This window comes from Lysobacter sp. DMC97, assembly GCF_056313745.1.
Genome location: NZ_JBQUZR010000003.1, coordinates 506,201 through 521,349 on the forward strand (window position 1 = coordinate 506,201; position 15,149 = coordinate 521,349).

General features: G+C 63.0%; 19 protein-coding genes. 9 read left to right on the forward strand and 10 right to left on the reverse strand.

Annotated features, from left to right (window positions below; genetic code table 11):
* Positions 1-24 precede the first annotated feature (24 nt).
* The gene (locus ACT53Q_RS08470; RefSeq protein WP_476186217.1) at positions 25-1,464 is read left to right on the forward strand and encodes a hypothetical protein; all 1,440 of its coding nucleotides are present in this window, start codon (positions 25-27) and stop codon (positions 1,462-1,464) included.
* Here ACT53Q_RS08470 and ACT53Q_RS08475 read toward each other — a convergent pair.
* The gene (locus ACT53Q_RS08475; protein ID WP_476186218.1) at positions 1,445-2,188 is read right to left on the reverse strand and encodes a hypothetical protein; all 744 of its coding nucleotides are present in this window, start codon (positions 2,186-2,188) and stop codon (positions 1,445-1,447) included. The two genes, ACT53Q_RS08470 and ACT53Q_RS08475, sit on opposite strands and share 20 nt — an antisense overlap.
* Here ACT53Q_RS08475 and ACT53Q_RS08480 point away from each other — a divergent pair.
* The 4 genes from ACT53Q_RS08480 (at position 2,187) to ACT53Q_RS08495 (ending at position 5,042) form a co-directional block, all read left to right on the forward strand.
* Positions 2,187-3,275 carry a dTMP kinase gene (locus ACT53Q_RS08480; protein WP_476186219.1) on the forward strand — a complete coding sequence of 363 codons (1,089 nt, stop codon included), beginning with the start codon at positions 2,187-2,189 and terminating at the stop codon, positions 3,273-3,275. The genes ACT53Q_RS08475 and ACT53Q_RS08480 overlap by 2 nt on opposite strands.
* Before the next feature lie 307 nt (positions 3,276-3,582).
* On the forward strand, positions 3,583-3,786 hold the full coding sequence (locus tag ACT53Q_RS08485; RefSeq protein WP_476186220.1) for a hypothetical protein: 204 nt from the start codon (positions 3,583-3,585) through the stop codon (positions 3,784-3,786).
* Positions 3,787-3,888: 102 nt separating this feature from the next.
* Entirely contained in the window at positions 3,889-4,344 is a 456-nt protein-coding gene (locus ACT53Q_RS08490; protein WP_476186221.1) for a hypothetical protein, read from the forward strand.
* Positions 4,345-4,553: 209 nt separating this feature from the next.
* Positions 4,554-5,042, forward strand: a complete 489-nt coding sequence (locus ACT53Q_RS08495) for a hypothetical protein (protein ID WP_476186222.1) — start codon at positions 4,554-4,556, stop codon at positions 5,040-5,042.
* Positions 5,043-5,857: 815 nt separating this feature from the next.
* On the opposite strand, the gene ACT53Q_RS08500 is transcribed toward ACT53Q_RS08495, so the two are convergent.
* Together ACT53Q_RS08500 and trmY are read right to left on the reverse strand one after the other, a co-directional pair.
* Positions 5,858-6,556 (reverse strand): DUF2306 domain-containing protein, encoded by a 699-nt coding sequence (locus ACT53Q_RS08500; protein WP_476186223.1) that lies wholly within the window; start codon positions 6,554-6,556, stop codon positions 5,858-5,860.
* 306 nt (positions 6,557-6,862) lie between these two features.
* Complete coding sequence (gene trmY / locus ACT53Q_RS08505) at positions 6,863-7,459, reverse strand: tRNA (pseudouridine(54)-N(1))-methyltransferase TrmY (protein WP_476186224.1); 597 nt, start codon at positions 7,457-7,459, stop codon at positions 6,863-6,865.
* A gap of 250 nt (positions 7,460-7,709) precedes the next feature.
* Between trmY and ACT53Q_RS08510 the strand changes: the two genes are divergently transcribed.
* Together ACT53Q_RS08510 and ACT53Q_RS08515 are read left to right on the forward strand one after the other, a co-directional pair.
* Positions 7,710-8,318, forward strand: a complete 609-nt coding sequence (locus ACT53Q_RS08510; RefSeq protein ID WP_476186225.1) for a hypothetical protein — start codon at positions 7,710-7,712, stop codon at positions 8,316-8,318.
* A 176-nt stretch (positions 8,319-8,494) separates the two neighbouring features.
* The gene (locus ACT53Q_RS08515; protein WP_476186226.1) at positions 8,495-9,043 is read left to right on the forward strand and encodes a hypothetical protein; all 549 of its coding nucleotides are present in this window, start codon (positions 8,495-8,497) and stop codon (positions 9,041-9,043) included.
* 34 nt (positions 9,044-9,077) lie between these two features.
* Here ACT53Q_RS08515 and ACT53Q_RS08520 read toward each other — a convergent pair whose 3' ends face one another.
* Genes ACT53Q_RS08520 through ACT53Q_RS08530 form a run of 3 tightly spaced genes read right to left on the reverse strand, consistent with a single transcriptional unit; the run spans position 9,078 to position 11,839 of the window.
* Positions 9,078-9,335, reverse strand: a complete 258-nt coding sequence (locus tag ACT53Q_RS08520; protein WP_476186227.1) for a hypothetical protein — start codon at positions 9,333-9,335, stop codon at positions 9,078-9,080.
* Positions 9,332-10,669: a TFIIB-type zinc ribbon-containing protein gene (locus ACT53Q_RS08525; protein ID WP_476186228.1), complete on the reverse strand. Its 1,338-nt coding sequence runs from the start codon at positions 10,667-10,669 to the stop codon at positions 9,332-9,334. The genes ACT53Q_RS08520 and ACT53Q_RS08525 overlap by 4 nt, the downstream gene beginning before the upstream one ends.
* A gap of 18 nt (positions 10,670-10,687) precedes the next feature.
* Positions 10,688-11,839 carry an SPFH domain-containing protein gene (locus ACT53Q_RS08530; RefSeq protein ID WP_476186229.1) on the reverse strand — a complete coding sequence of 384 codons (1,152 nt, stop codon included), beginning with the start codon at positions 11,837-11,839 and terminating at the stop codon, positions 10,688-10,690.
* On the opposite strand from ACT53Q_RS08530, the gene ACT53Q_RS08535 reads away from it, so the two are divergent.
* Together ACT53Q_RS08535 and ACT53Q_RS08540 are read left to right on the forward strand one after the other, a co-directional pair.
* Positions 11,838-12,458 (forward strand): hypothetical protein, encoded by a 621-nt coding sequence (locus tag ACT53Q_RS08535; RefSeq protein WP_476186230.1) that lies wholly within the window; start codon positions 11,838-11,840, stop codon positions 12,456-12,458. The genes ACT53Q_RS08530 and ACT53Q_RS08535 overlap by 2 nt on opposite strands.
* Before the next feature lie 46 nt (positions 12,459-12,504).
* Positions 12,505-13,569, forward strand: coding sequence for a hypothetical protein (locus ACT53Q_RS08540; protein WP_476186231.1), 1,065 nt, complete (start codon positions 12,505-12,507; stop codon positions 13,567-13,569).
* Positions 13,570-13,596: 27 nt separating this feature from the next.
* Here the strand turns inward: ACT53Q_RS08540 and ACT53Q_RS08545 are convergent, their stop codons facing one another.
* Genes ACT53Q_RS08545 through ACT53Q_RS08560 form a run of 4 tightly spaced genes read right to left on the reverse strand, consistent with a single transcriptional unit; the run spans position 13,597 to position 15,095 of the window.
* Positions 13,597-13,818 carry a hypothetical protein gene (locus tag ACT53Q_RS08545; protein WP_476186232.1) on the reverse strand — a complete coding sequence of 74 codons (222 nt, stop codon included), beginning with the start codon at positions 13,816-13,818 and terminating at the stop codon, positions 13,597-13,599.
* A 36-nt stretch (positions 13,819-13,854) separates the two neighbouring features.
* Positions 13,855-14,109, reverse strand: a complete 255-nt coding sequence (locus ACT53Q_RS08550) for a hypothetical protein (protein ID WP_476186233.1) — start codon at positions 14,107-14,109, stop codon at positions 13,855-13,857.
* Between the two features lie 30 nt (positions 14,110-14,139).
* On the reverse strand, positions 14,140-14,439 hold the full coding sequence (locus ACT53Q_RS08555; RefSeq protein WP_476186234.1) for a YkgJ family cysteine cluster protein: 300 nt from the start codon (positions 14,437-14,439) through the stop codon (positions 14,140-14,142).
* Positions 14,436-15,095, reverse strand: coding sequence for a class I SAM-dependent methyltransferase (locus ACT53Q_RS08560; protein ID WP_476186235.1), 660 nt, complete (start codon positions 15,093-15,095; stop codon positions 14,436-14,438). Before ACT53Q_RS08560 ends, ACT53Q_RS08555 begins: the two co-directional genes overlap by 4 nt.
* Positions 15,096-15,149 lie beyond the last annotated feature (54 nt).

The following is a 15,149-nucleotide window of genomic DNA, read 5'->3' on the forward strand; positions in this document are numbered from 1 at the left end:
CTCTTGCGAATCAAACAAGGCCAAATGGAAGTGGTCCTGCTTTGTGGTCATCTTCTGCCATCCCAATCAGGATGTGCGTTTAGATTGATCCGAGAGGGTTTGGCGGAGCTTGATCTGATTGCTGCCCAAAGCGTTTTTGAGTTCAAAGAAACGCTCGAAAATGCTTTTGGGACCCATGGTTATGCGTCTGAAGTCGTGGGTCGAACTCCTGATCCATTACAATTTGCTCGAATTTGTGCGGCATGGTTTGATGGGGCGAGTGGGCGAAGTGGCGAGGCGCTTGCAGGCTATTGGCTTGCAGATGCATATCTGCGAGAAGTGAGCTTTGATGAGTCTGTTGCGCTAACCATATTTTTGGCGAGTGGTAAGGTGTCATCGCCTAGAACCAATCTTGTAAATGTGCGCCGTTATCCAAGCGGAGGAATTTCAGAAAAGCAGGCTCTCTTGCTTCCTCCTCTTCTTAGGGCATTGTCTGCGGAATGCGGGTGGTGTTCTTCGTTCTTGGTCGCAAGGAAGCTGGCTCACACAGGGGGGACACGCGACAAATTGGCTGTTTTGCCGGGTCTAAGGCTCAGTTCGATAAATTCACTTCGTGAATGGGATCAGTTGCGATCCCCGGTGAAGTATTTTTCCGCAGATGCAGATTTTTGCCCTAGAGATGCTGTCATGTACCGTATCAGATCAGAGACTGGAACGGTTGCTGATTTTGGTTTGATGGCTGCCAGCATAATGTCGAAGCACATATCAGCGCCTGCTGATATTGTCATTCTTGACATTTTATATGGCGAATCTGCTTTCTTGCCTACTCAAGAGTGTGCAATCGATTTTTCACGGTGGTGCCGTGAAATCGGAGCTTCGCATGGCTTGGCTGTAACGCCTGTTGTGCGTCCCAGTCGCCAAATGCTCGGGCGTGCTGTGGGTTCAAGCACGGAGATTCTTGAGGCCGTCCAAATATTAAGAGGTGAGAGGGATTATTCTTCGGCACGTACAGAGATTGAAGTCTCAAAGAGATTTATTGCGCATTTTTTGGCGGATACAGGCAAAAGAAATTTTTCTGTAGAAAAAAAAGTTGAGCAATTGATTTCATCAGGAGATGCATTTAATTCATTGTGTGATCTGTGGTTGGATCATCATATTGACAAGGCTTTTCTGCAGTGCATTCAGAAGAATCCAAGCGATGCCCTTGTCGGTGACTTGCATGCCTCTGTTGAGCGAGCTCCGGAGACTGGGGAGATTAGTTGGCGCGCGATTGATTTGGCTGATTTAGTTAATAATAATATTAATTTTCACAGGGCAGCGTCGGCGGGGGGCGGAGAGGTTGGTAGGGGTGGAGTTGAGATATTGGTTGAAGATGGTAAGCAAGTGAGTAGGGGTGATCCGATTTTGATCTCTTATAGAGAAGAAAGCGATAGCGCATTATTAAATTTTCGTCAAACATATGATATTAAGGTGTTTCATGGGTGACTGGAGTGGCATGATCCCATAGGACTTCAAAGTCTTGGAGTTGTCTATCAAAAACCCAGCCTGGACCTAATTTGAATGTGAGTGCGGTTGCGCTTCCTCCTGATTGCGGATATGGGCCCGTATACATTATGTCATCAATTCTATACACCATCATCGACAGGTGCCTATTGATGATGCGGATAGAGACACCTTCAATTGGGCCAAGTTTGCGCATTAGAGCGACGAGCGCGGCTTTATATTGCCCTGGAGATTGCTTTTCTGCGCGTTCCATTATCAATGAGGCATTGGATTCTGGATCTACTAGAAGTATTCTGGCGTTGATTGGGTTGCCGCTCGCGGAGCGATCGATGAAAATTTGTTCATTCTGCTCGCTGAAGTAACGGAGAGAATAGCCGGTGACATCTATTGTTTTCGCGCACTTAACCAATTCATGGTACTCGTCAAGGTTTCTTTTTTTGTATGCAGCTTGAATTCCTGTTGATATCAGGTCATTGACGCGAAGTTGCTCTCCATCTTTAATACTTTCTATTGCAAGCAGGGTGATAGACACTACTGCGGTCGCTATAAGGGAGGTTCCTAGTGACAAAGTTAAATCGTTGCCTATGAAGACAAGAATGATCCCTAGGGTCATAAAAAAGGCGAAAATAGCGACAGTGGCCCCAGTAGTAGTAGCAATAGCCTTTCGCGCATCAGCAATCTTGTAACGCAAAGAGGTTTTAGTCATGGCAGTAGGCTCATCTGGGCTGTTGATTGTTGTGGAAGGAGGGGATGGCCTTGGCAAGTCTACCCAAGTTAGATTGTTGAAGGAACAGCTAGATGCAATGGGGTTTCGAGTGATGCTGCTCGATTTCCCAAATAAGCAAGGTACCCCCATAGGTCGACTAATTGGAGAGTATTTGCGAGGCGAACATGGGGAGGTTTCTCCAGAATTCCTGAGTTTGGCGTTCGCGACAGATAGGCTCGTCTCGTCCGAATTTATTTTGCGGCACCTTGACCAAGGCGATGTGGTTCTTTGTGATCGCTTTGTAAGATCAAATATTGCGTTTCAAGGAGCGAAAATTTCGGATTTTGCGCGAAAAAAGAGGCTTGGAGAGATGCTGGAGTGGCTAGAATTTGATGTCCATCGCTTGGCAAGGCCGGACATAGAGATTGTGTTGACTGCGCCTGAAGATTTTTATAATAGCGGGGCTCACTTGGCTCGTGAAATTGATGTGTCTCGGAAATATCTTGATGAGCAGGCGGATATACATGAAGGGTCGCCGCGCTTGCAGTTGGCAGTAAATGAATATTTCTGTCAGCTTGATGATTCCTCGTGCCTACATAAGATTAACATATATAAGGATGGGGTCAGAAAAACGAAGGATAACCTGCGGCGAGAGATATGGAGTTGCGTGAATAGTTTTTTTCATTCTTCTCCATATCAGTGGGGTCGTTCTATAAAGATGACCGATAAGATTGCCGGCGTTTGGTCTTCGGCGGCTATTTGCGAAAAAGTTGATGAGGTTTTCGATGCTCTTTCTCCAGCGGAGATGAGGCGATTGTTTAATATATATCGTCAGATAAATGAATCAGATATCGACGGAGACAGGCGCGCGGATCGCGATTTTCTTATCGAAGGAATTTCTGGGCGTGGCCTTGTGCTTTTGTATGCTTTCGGACTTGAAGAGGCTGATGTTCTTCTTTATCTCCCTCAGGATTTGAGAAATAAAAAAATCGAGCAAGTTGCAGAGGAGGCCGGCGTGCCGACCCACATTGTACGCAGGGTGGCCATACTTGGTTCTAAGGGAATGTCGAGGCTTCTTGATTCTTGAAAGGTATGTGCAAACTCGTGAAGCGGGCTTCAGTCAGCCCTACGCTTGGCAGAATGATATTTTTTCGTAGGGCGGGCCTTTGGCCCGCGGATGCCGAAGCGGACATAACGGCAGGTGCGCCGAGTTTAAAGGCGGAAGACTGGTAGCATGATACGTTTGCCCGCCGTTGTCGTCCCAGCATCGCACCGTGCTCGGCGCGTCAAGGTCAAGGCGAGTTGCTGCGCAAACCTTGACGCGCCTGCGCGCGATGCGGGTTGGACTCGCCAACGGCGGCCACAGTGGCTGCCGGGCGAAACGGAGTGCCGTCATGTCCAAGCCCAAGTCGCCGCCCGCGTCCCGCGCCGCGGTGTCGAACGTCCTGCTGGTCGAAGTCCCGCCCCAGTTCATCGCCCTGTGCGAAGCCAGCGGCACCCGCCCGCAAGCCGCCCTGCGCGGCATGGCCGCCATGGTCTGCGGCCTGCGCTACGACGACGACAACCGCCTGGTGCCGCTGGAAGGTGCGGCCGCGTAAGCTTCGCCGGGCGCAGGCAATCCCGCGCCTGGCGTTCTTCCCGATGACGGAGTCCCTGCGTCGAATCGATGCGAGAATCGCGGGGCCGAATCCACCCTCCGCGTGATGACGATGAAATGTCGCTTCCTCCTTCTGGCGTGCGTGTGTGGCTTGTCTGTTGCGTGCTCGCTTCCCCGGGACCCGTCCGCGGAGAACGTCTTCCCGATCCAGACGCTTCAAGGCGATTGGGGATGGACCGGTCTCGATGAATGCACGAAAGGGCCGATCAGGTTCCGCTTCACCGATGCATCCCGACGGATGCATCTGTCTCACTTGACCGAAGCGCCGGATGGCAGCAAGCAGTTGCCGCGGGTCGAGACGTCCTACACCGTTCTTGGCGGATCGCCCGATCGCTTGCACCTGCGAATGGATGGGGATGAAAAGGGCGAAGACGGACTGCCCGTGACCTGGGATCTGGTCCTCTTCGACGAGAATACCTACCGCTGGCATCGCAGCGACTGGCCACCGGGCGGCCATACCAAGGCGGTGCGACGCTGCGGACAATCACCGCGCGCGTGATGAGCGAGAAGCTTCGCGACCTTCGAGGTGGCGCCGGCTTCATCGCTGGTGACGGGCCGTAGGCCGGGTCATCGACCCAGCGCTTTCCGGGCCGGAAATGCTCGGATGCGTAGCACCCGGCTTGCGGGTTTCATCAGTGCCGGCTCGATACGCGCATCCATGTTCTTTCCGAATGTCATGGCGGATCCTGCCACTCCACGAGGGCGACAATGCGACTTGCCGAGCAGGTGATTGATTCCGTCCAGTGGAACGAAATCGAGGTGCTGCGTGGCCATGGCGATGACCTCGCGGATTCGCTCAGGAAGTTTGTTCGCGTCGGCTCTGCAGATGAAGCCGCTGTCCTGTGGGAAACGCTCGAGGGCGTCGCCTTCGCGCAGAACACGATTTGCGGTGCTGCGGTGCCGGTCGTGGACGTGATGCTGGCCGTGCTCGCCGACCCGCCTCCGGACTTCCCGCGGCCGTGGGCCGTCGAAGTGCTTCGGTTCATCATCGCTGGCGACTCGGCGTCTGACCCATCTCTCAGGCGTGCGTGCCTGCAACGCGTCGCGCGAGGTCATTGGTTGTTGGCTGCGGAAGCCTGTCGAACCGATCTCGCTGACTATCGTGATGCGCTGATCGACGTGCTGGATGTGGTCGATCAGGCTCTGGGGCAGATGGTGGCTGGCGCTGTGGCACCAGATAGCAAGTTGCCCGGGTAAGGCCAAAGGCCGCACTCGGGAATTCCGGTGAGGCATGCATTCCTTCTTCCCGGGTGCGCGCGTTGCGCTTACCCGGGCTACGAACCGCGGTCAGTCGCGAGACGTCCGCCCCGGGCACACAAAAAATCTGACACCCCCGGCGCCCGCCGCCGGATCGCCGCGTTGCCCTTCGGACTCGCACCTTTGCCCCATTTTGGTGCGTCGCTGCCCCTCGAAGGGCCGGCGTTGCCCCTTTTACCGGCAACGATGCCGCTTTTTTCGCCACCATTGCCCTTCCGAAGAGTCGGCGTCGGCACTTCGAGGGCCATCGATGCCGCTTTTTTCGCCACGCGTGCCCCTTTTCGGGGCAACGTTGCCGCTCGGAGCGGCATGCATGCCCCTTTTGGGTGCAACGTCGGCGCTTTCACCGGCACGCGTGCCCCTTTTCGGGGCATTGTTGCCCCCTGAAAGTGCCGACGATGGCCCTCGGAGCGGTAGCGATGGCGCTTTTTTCGTCGCTGATGGCGCTTTGAACGGCGGCGGTGCGGGTGAAAGCGACAAGGCAGGGGCTGGTGGTTGCGGTGCCGCGAGGTCGAGGACGGGTTGGGGTGCGGTGCTTTGCCGGGCGTCTATTGCCGGGGCATGCCGGGATGGTGGGCCAGGGGCCCACCCTACGAGGCTGTGTGGCGACGTCAGACCAGCCGCGGTCCCCGCTGAACCGCTTCGACGCCTTGCTGCTGCGATGGTGCCTGCGTCGTCTGCTCGACAGTCTGCTGCTGGGCGAGCCGTGAGACCTGCTTTCTGCTTCGGGCGAGCGATGACCCGACGCGATGCCGTCAACCGTACTCGCGATGCGCCGCAGGAAACGTCTGTGCTGGCCCCGGTGTCCCCTGCGCGCGGCGCGAACGCCGGACGATCCATTCGGCCACGAGGCAGTTGATGCAGAACCCGAGCCAGGTCACCGTGGCCGCTTCGAACTCGGTGGGATTGCCGTTGATCAGGTAGGCGGGAATGAAATACAGGCGTGTCGTCGACAGCGACAGGCCGATCGCATAGCCACGGACCACCCACGCGCGATGCCGATCGATCCGGCGCTGCACCGCGGCGCGCCAGGCGAGCACCAGGGTGGCGAGCATCGCCAGCGAAAACAGCACCATCGCCGCGCGTTTGAAATAGCCGCCGCGCAGCGGAAACACGAACTCCACGCCCAGTCCGGTCGCTGCGGCGATCAATCCGCAGACGAGGAAGACGCGTCCCGTCACCCGATGGAGCTTGGGCCGGTCGCGACGGATCCACGGGATGAACTGCAGCGGGCCCAGCAGCATGAACACCGTGCCGGACAGGATGTGGATCGCCGGCATCCAGGGCTGCTCCACATACACCTGGAAGACCGGGTCGGCGACCGGTTGACCCGTGGCCATGGAATGGCCGGTGATCAGGAATCGCATGATTCCCGAGAAGACCACGATGCCGCCGTACAGCCACAACACGATCGGCACCCAGCCGATCGCCCGTTTCCTGCCTGCCGAATCCATTCCTCGACTCCCCGAACTCCCCGCTGGCGATGGTACCCGGAAACGACCGGGCTGGCTGGGCGCGGGGCGATGGCGATTGCGGCGGAGCGTTGCTGATCTTGTTCGAGTGGAGGCGCTGTCTGCGGAACCTGTTCCGGCGCATTGCCGGCACTCGGTCAGGTCGGCGGGCGCGTGGCGACACGGTCCCATCACTTGGACGACGCGGCGATCGGGCGTGAAGCCGGCATCGCGCCAAGCGCATAGACATGTCCGCAACCGTGGATGCTGCGGCGGACGTCCTGCCGACAGTCGCGCGCTCGGGCCGAGCTAATGCCGCTGATCCAACTCGTGATGGATCAGGGTCACGCACTGCGAGGCGAACAGCATGGTCGGTCCGAGTGCGATCGGTTTCGCGCCCATGCGTTCGAGGCCGGGGATGGTCTTCTTCGGCATGGGGATGTGGTCGGTGAGCAGGAAGCAGGGGTTGTCGGTGAACGCCTGTTCGCGGATCGGCGTGCCCTTGCGGTCCATGAGGAACAGCTGGTGGTCCGCGGACAGCGCCTGCACCAGTTTCTCGAAGCTGATCGTCTGCACGGTGACGCCGGATTCGACGGGGCGGGTTTCTTCCTTGGCCATGCCGCGCGATGCGTCCAGTGCCTTGGCGACCTTGGTCAGCAGCGAGCGTTCGTCGAAGCCGCCGATGTCGTGCATGGCGTTGATGTCGAAGCGCACGGTGCGGGAGAAGTCGCGGGTGCTTTCCAGTACCAGGTAGACGATGACGTCGGGTCGGTGCGATTGCGCCACGAACAGCGCGTTCATCAGCGTATGCGCGAGGATCTCGGTGTGCGCATCCCCGCCCACCGATGCCCACAGGGCCTGGCTCTCGGTGGGGGCGGCGCGTGCCCGGAGTACGAAGGTCCGCATGCGTGTTCCCGCTGTCTGGTCGTGCACGGCACCCGGCGTGCCGCGGGCATTGTCGCGCGGAAGCGGTGCCGGCGGCCATGGCGCGGAACCGTGCTGGCAGATGACGTCAGGCCCGGATTCGCCACGCCCGCGACGCCGGCGGCAGACGCAATGCCTCATGCCGTGCGATCCTCGCGTGGCGGCCGTTCGGCGCAATCGCCATGGCCTCGCAGCAAGGCAATATTCCCCTGGCCACCAAGGAGCATCGCGCATGGCCCATGTCACGCTGATCAACAGGACGAACGAGATGGTGCGCCTGGCCTTGTTCATGGCCCCGGTGCTCAACCCCAACCTCGGCAGCATCGCCTGGAAAATCGCGTCGCCGCCGCCCGGCGGTTCGACCACGATCGAGATTCCCGACGATTTCGCGGTGCAGGCGCGTTATTCCAGCGATCCCGCCAATCCCTCGCGTCTCGACACCGAGACGGCGGCCGTTGCGTTCACGGAGTACACGGCGAGCTTCGCCATCGAGGGCGAAGCATCCGGAGACGGGCAGGCCACCGGCGCGGTCATCCGCCAGTTGTTCACCGATCTGGTGATGAACGAGGTGCGGGTCGTGAACCACTATCCGATCGGCGTCGAGCTCTCGATCCTCAAGGGCGGCGACCCGATCCATGCGTCGCAGGTGCTGTGGCCCGGCGGCATGCTGATGGAGGACCTTCGCGGCGCGATCCACGTCGCCGTCGTGTCGCAGTTCGCGGTCGCCGGCGGGCGACTGGTGCAGGAGGAGATCAGCATGACCCGGATCGATGTACTGCCCGGCGACACGCTCGTGGTCACGGGATCGATGTGGACGGGGTATGCGTTGTCGCGGGGGTAAGGGCCCCGCGTGCGCGTGCAGCGCACGCAGCCCGTCGACATCGATCGATCCGCACGCACCCGCTTCCATCTCTGCGAATTCATGCGCTCCGGCGGCTTCGCATGGTTGCCGGATCCGGAAACCAACCGGGCCGCATTCGCCGTAAGCTGCCCGCACCCCTCCGACAAGGACGCCCCATGAGCTTTCTGACCCTGCGCAACAACACTGCCTACATCGCCCAGTTCGTGGTGTCCCGCGGCCAGCAGGTGATCGCGCGCATTCCGGGTCTCGCGCCCGGCGCGCAATTGCAGGTGCCGACCGCGGCGGTTTACCAGGTCGTCGCCACGACGGTGATCGAGGGCAACACGTACACGTCGGCGCCGCTGGAGGTGACCGGTGCCGCCGGCTTCCTCGCCCAGGTGCGGCAGCATGCCGCGCAGGGCACGTACCAGTTCGAAGCGGTGCAGATGGCCAGCACGCGGCCCGACGAGTTGCAGTTCCGGAAGACCAGCCTGTCTCCGGTCACCTTCACCATCGCCAGGAACGGGGTCATGTTGCAGACCGTGGTGGTCGCCAACAGCTTCCAGATGGTGACGCTGAACATCGGCGACACCTACAGCATCTTCGCGGTCATCAACGGCGTCACGACCGACACGGTGACCACCACCGATCCCGACGCGACGATCACCGCCATCGCCGACACGAGCGACCTGAAGTTCGGTTACGTCACATTGCAGGTCGGCTGAGGCGAACGGCAGCCGACGTGCGCGATCGGGGCGCTTATCCGTCCTGCAATCGCTGCACGCGCTGCCGGTACGCCCTGACGTTGTCGCCGTCGATGCGGCGCTCGCGCGTGCCGTTGTTCTCGCCGATCTTGTCGTCGTCGAGGCGTTCGACGGGCTTGGCGTCGATGCGGGTCTCGCGCTCGAAACCGTGCGACTTGTCGGTGTTGCGGTAGTACCGGTACAGGGTCCAGTACAGCGCGGTGGCGCCGGCCGGGCCGGCCAGCAGGATCCAGAGTCCGCCGTCGTCGCTCATTGGGAACCTGCCACGATCGCGATCGCGATGGTTTCGAGGATGGTGCCGGTGGCGAGCGCGGCCAGCAGCAGTTTCCACTGCTGCACGGGCACGCTGCCCATGGTTTCGCCGGTGCGGCCGTTGACCGCGATGTAGTGCAGCATGCCGCCATTCGCGCCGGGCTGGTGGTACGAGTACAGCCACACCGGCAGGTACATCGACACCCAGCGCGTGCCGTGCACTTCGAGGCGTTCCTGCTCCCAGCGCACGCCGCGGTCGTAGCGGTTCACCGACGCTTCGACCTGCGCGCGCGCGATCGACAGCAACTGGTCTTCCAGCCGCGGCTTGAGCTGCTCGACGTTGCTGTTGCGCTTCTCCGAGCTGAAGCCGGCGAGGTAGGACGCGTTCCACTTCACCGCGTTCTTGGTGTCGAACGGCAGGATGGTGTTGATGATGTTGTTGGTGTTGACCTTGGTATCGAGGTTGCCGCGTTCGCTGGACGATTCTAGCGGCAGGTCGTCGACGGTGAAGTCGACATGGCGCCCGACGCGGTAGACGTCGGCGTCGTAGTAGGTCTTCTTGTTGTTGTCGCTGCCGCGGGTGTATTCGCGCGTCTTGATCTCGCCCTCGCCGAAGAGGTCGGCGCTGGCGTTGCCGTCGACGATCATGTACGGCAGGTAGACGCCGATGACGTTCTCGGGCGTGAACTGTTCCTTGAATGCCTTCAGCGCGAACAGCCGTCGCTTGTCGACGAACTGGCGGATGCGCGCGACCGCGTCGTCCTTCTTGATGTGGAAGGGCAGCACGGCGTCGGGGACGGCGCCGTTGGCCACCTGTTCGTTCACGCCGAAGACGTGGCGGCACCAGTGGCAGCGCGCGGTCATCGCGTTCTCGGTGTTGACCGTGACCTCGGCGCCGCAGCCGCTGCACTTGAAGCTCATCATCACCTTGGCATCGGCGGCGATGTCGCGCGCGCCCGAGGCGATGACGGTGCCCCTGAGCTGGTCGATGCCGTCGCCGAGCCCGAACAGCTCTTCGACCCGCGCGCCGTCCCACTCGTGGCGGCAGTAGAGGCAGACCAGCAGATCGGTGCCTGGCTTGTGGCGGATGTCGGTCGAACCGCACTTGGGGCAGCGGTTCATGCCGTCGGCGAGTTCCGTCGACGCGGTGTCGATCGCGACCGGGTCCGGCGCCTCCAGTTCCTTGCGGATCGGGTCGGGCAGGGTGGCCGGGTCGACGGGCAGGGTGCCGGGGAGCGGCGGCACGTCCCGCGGCGACCCCGGGCCGTCGACGCGCGGCGGCAGCGGGGGCGGCGAGGACGGCGGCAGCGGTGGCGGGACTCTCGGGTCGGTCATGGTCGCTGCGCCTGCGGCTTACAGACCGAGCGCCTTGGCCTTGAGCGCGTCGTAGTCGGACTGGGTGATCAGGCCGAGGTCGAGCATCTCCTTCGCCTTCTTCAGCTTGGCGACCGGGTCGTCGGCCGCCGGCGCGGGCGGTGCGACCGGCTGCTGCAGGCCGGCGAAGCCGCCGGTCATGCCGGTGGCCATGCCGATGCCCATCAGGCCCGCGGCGCCGCCGGTCTCGCCGGCGGACTGGATGCCCTGCGCCACGCTGGCCTGCAGGTTCGCATTGCCGCGCGCGCCGGACAGCGCGTCGGCGCGCTGCACGGTCTTCAACAGCTCGCGGGTGTTGGCGTCGTACTCGATCGAGACGATGGCGGTCTTGACGATCGCCAGGCCGCGGTCGGACTTCCACTGGTAGCCCTGCTCGACGGCGTCGGAGAGGCTCTTCGCGAAACCCACCGAATCCTGCTGGATCTTGGTGATGCGGTTGCCCTTGCTCGGGTCGTTCGTGTACAGGCTGAAGGCCGGCGCGAGCGAACCGACGACTTCGTTGAACAACTGGCTGGCGGCCGCGTTGTCGAGGTCGGTGAAGTCGAACACCTTGCCCGGCTGCAGGTAGCTGGCGGGCACGAAGTTCTTCACGAACAGGATCGGGTCGACGATCTTCAGCGTGTACGAGCCGCGCGTGATCGCGCCGACCTGGGTGTTGAGGAAGGCGTCGTCCCAGTAGATCTCGGACTGCGTGCCGAAGCGGTTGTCCGGCAGTTCCTTCAGGGAGACGAAGAACGCCGCCTGCTGCGAGCCCGGCTGGCCGCCGAACTTGAAGCGCTCCCAGCTCTGGGTGATCAGCGACGACACGAGGCCGTCGCCGGCGAAGATCGACTTGGAGTTCAGGTCGTCCGAGCGCCACTCGTAGCCGCCCGGCTCGGCGACGAACGCCGTGACCTTGCCGTCCTGGAACAGCAGCAGGCCGTAGCCCTCGGGCACGATGATCTTCGAACCGTTGGTGATGATGTTGGAGGAGCCGTGGGTGTTGGACCCGCGCCCGGCGTTGGTGCCCTGCGGCACGGCCGCGAACAGCGCCGCCGTCGACGGCAGACCGGCCGGCACCGTGTAGAAGTCCTTCCACTGGTCCGCGAGCGTGCCGCCGACCGCACCCACCACCGCCTGTACGAGACCCATGACCGCTCTCCGCAATTTCTGGCCGGACGACATGTCCGCCGTGCAGCGCACTATAACGGCGGATCCACGGCGGACGGGACATGTCGATCGTCATGTGGTGCACGTGAGCGGGAACCGGTCGGGCGGGCGGTATGCTGCGCCGAGGGCCGGTCGCACGTCGCGATCGGAGGGGAGGCGGCCGATGCGGCATCGGACGGGACGATGGGCGCGATTCGCGAGATTCGCCGCGCGGTGGTGGTGGCGCATCGCGTCGTTCGGCCGTCCTGTCACCAGCACGCCGTGGAATCGCGAGAGGCACTGGCCCAGCGGGGACTACGACGAGATCGCCGAGATCGATCTGACGGACGAGGCGATCGTGGGCCGGCTCGCGCGTCCGCTGCTCCGCGGCGTGCAGGACGGCATGGGGCCGTGGCGGGCCGAGGGGTTCCGGCTGTCCACCGGCGAGGTCATGGAGCTGATCTTCTACGAGTATTACGAAGGACAGTGCTACATCCTGCGTGTCGATCAGGGCACGCCGATCGCCGCCGCGATCGCGCACTTCCTGGAAGCGTTCGACCTCGACGAGACCGCCGTGCGCTGGCGACTCGATGTCCATCTGAAAGACAGGGCAAGCACCTAGGCGGCGGTATCCTGTCGGCTTGCCTGCCGTCGTCCACGGATTCGCCATGATCGTCCGCACGTCCCTGTCGAAGCTCTTGCTCGTGCCCTTGCTGTCGCTCGCCGTCGCCGGCTGCGAGTGGCCGAACGGGTCGCCGCCGCGCATGGGGCGGACGCCGCCTGTCGATGCGCAGGCGCCTGCCGATGCGCAAGCGCCGAATGCGGCAACGCCGCCGAAACCGATGCCGACCAAGCCTTTCGATTTCGGCGCACCGCCGTCGGCCGGACCGGCGACGGCCTGCGGCTTTCCGGCGCTGCCGGCCGATGCGCACCTTTACGCCGCGGGTGCATACGGCGGCGCGAAGGCGGATTTCCAGATCGACGAGAGCGGGCACGAGGCGACGACGATCCGGGTGGCGGTGAACAAGCCGGGCGAATCGGTCGCGCTGCTGCTGGGGGCGTACGAGCCGACGGTGTGGAGCGTGGGCTGGTCGCCGCGGACGCGGGTCGTCGCGGTGCTGGTCAGCGGCTATCACGCGCAGCGGGTGTCGGGCGTGCCGGCGAACGTGCCGGTGATCGTGAGCACCTACGACAACCGCGGTGCCTGCGGCTACGCCCATGTCGGCGACGACAGCGCGGGCGCCGTCGAGGCCCTCGCGCAGCGTGCGTTCGGGCGCCTGCCCGAGGCCACGTACGTTGCGCGCGACGGGCATGCACTGATCGGTGGCGCCGTGGCGGATGCGGCGCTCGTCACCGATGCGTCGGCGCGCGATGCCGCGAGCTTCGCGCTGAAGGATGCACCGCCCGCCGGCGATGCCGGGTTGCAGGCGGCGCTGCAGGCAGGCGTGCTGCGCCTGGCCACCGATGCGGACGTTGCTGCATGGCGCGAGGCCCATCGCCGGCAGTTGCCCGCGGGGATGACGGACGACATGCGCGCGCCTGCAGTGATGCAGGATCGCGCGTACGTCGTGCTCAAGCCCTTCCGCATCCCGGCCGGGCTGTACGGCGCGCACCTTGCGGTCTTCTACGTCGCCGAAGGCGTGCCGCTGCCGACCGGCGATCCCGGCCACTCGCCGATCTACGACATGAACTCCGGGCGCTGCCTCGGTGCCGTCTGCGGCATGGGCCGCTAGCGCGCGTCGCGCGCTGCGGCGTGTGCGTCACTCGCCGGCGGGCTTCCGCAGATGCACGCGCGGCGCGGGGGCTGCCGGGGCCGCCGGCTCGGCAGGCTCGGTCGGCGCAGGCGAGGGTGCGGCATCGCTGCCGGCGGCGTTGGCTTCGGCCGCACGCGCTTCGCGGCGGCGCGCATCCTTGGCTTCCTGTTTCTTTTTCTTGGCCAGCTCGCGCTGGCGTTTCTCGAACGAATAGTTGGGTGTGGCCAAGACGGGCTCCTGTCTGGAAATGAAGGGGAAAGGTGTTCAGCGACGGCGCTTGCCGGCGGGCGTCGGCGCGACGGACGGGGCCTCGCCTTCGATGCGCGTCAGCGTGCGTGTCACGCCCAGCACCTCGATGCGACCGCCGGCGCGGCGGAAGGCGGCCAGGTCTTCGGCGATGCGTTCGCTGGTGAGTCCGGTGTTGCGACTGCCGCGTTCGCCTGTCTTCTGCGGTGCGAAGGGCGGGCGAGCCTTGGACGGCGACGCGGCGATGGGGTCAGGCGTTTTGACGCGGGGCATGTCGATGCTCCTGGGTTCGGTCGGGTTCGATCAGTAGAGGACGAGGGGAATGCCGCGTGCGAGCCGATCCGCGTGTTCGCTGCGGACCGATCGGCAATACGGACCGGCTTCGACGAAGCGCCGGCACACATCGGGGCGCGTCTCGTAGATCGAGCACAGGCCGCTCGATCCCTCCACGGCCACGCACCAGCCGTCCTCGTCGCGCGCCATCACGTGCAGCCCGGCGGCGGTGTGGGTGGTGAGGTGCCCGGGGACGCGGTCTTCCGGCTGCAGGACCACGGTCAGGCGGCAGCACACGGCGTCGCAGTTGCGGCAGGAGACGAGGCTCATGCTGCCAGCCCGCGACGGTAATGCAGCAATCGACCGCGCTTCGCGATGTCCTCGTCGTCCATGGCGCAGCGTTCCTCCTCGACACCGAATCCCTGCGTCTCGAGGTGGCGCGTGAACGCCGCGCTCTGGCCGCGTCCGGGATCGGTGATCAGCACTTCGCAGGCCGGGCGTGCGTGGCGCTCGACCACGCGCGACAGCAGGTCGGCGTGCCCGCGCTCGTACAGCACGTCGCTGGCGATGATCATGTCGAAAGCGCCCAGCGTCGGCAGCGGCTGGTCCCAGCGCAGTTGCCGGTAGTGCAGCGCCGGCAGCGCGTTCAGCGCGGCGTTGTAGGCGAGGAACGGCTCGGCCAGCGGATGGATGTCGGAGGCCACGACCTCGGCGCCGCGCCGTTGCAGGACCAGACTGGCCAGGCCGATGCCGCAGCCGAGTTCGAGCACCCGCTTGCCGGTGACCTCGGCCAGCGCCATCGCCCGGGCGAGGAGGCGTTCCGAGGGCCACAGCTGGCCGAACAGGCTCCATTGTGCGGAGGAAATGCCGAGTCGGGCGCCGTGGCCGTCGGGGTCGGCGAATTGCTGGCGGTCGCTCAGGACCCGCAGACGGTAGGCGTGCCCGCCGATCTGGACGGTGAGATTGCGTGTGGTGAAGCCGGGCAAGTCGCTCCCCTGGAAGCGTCGCCCGGTGTGCGGGCGATGACGCATGGAAGGAAG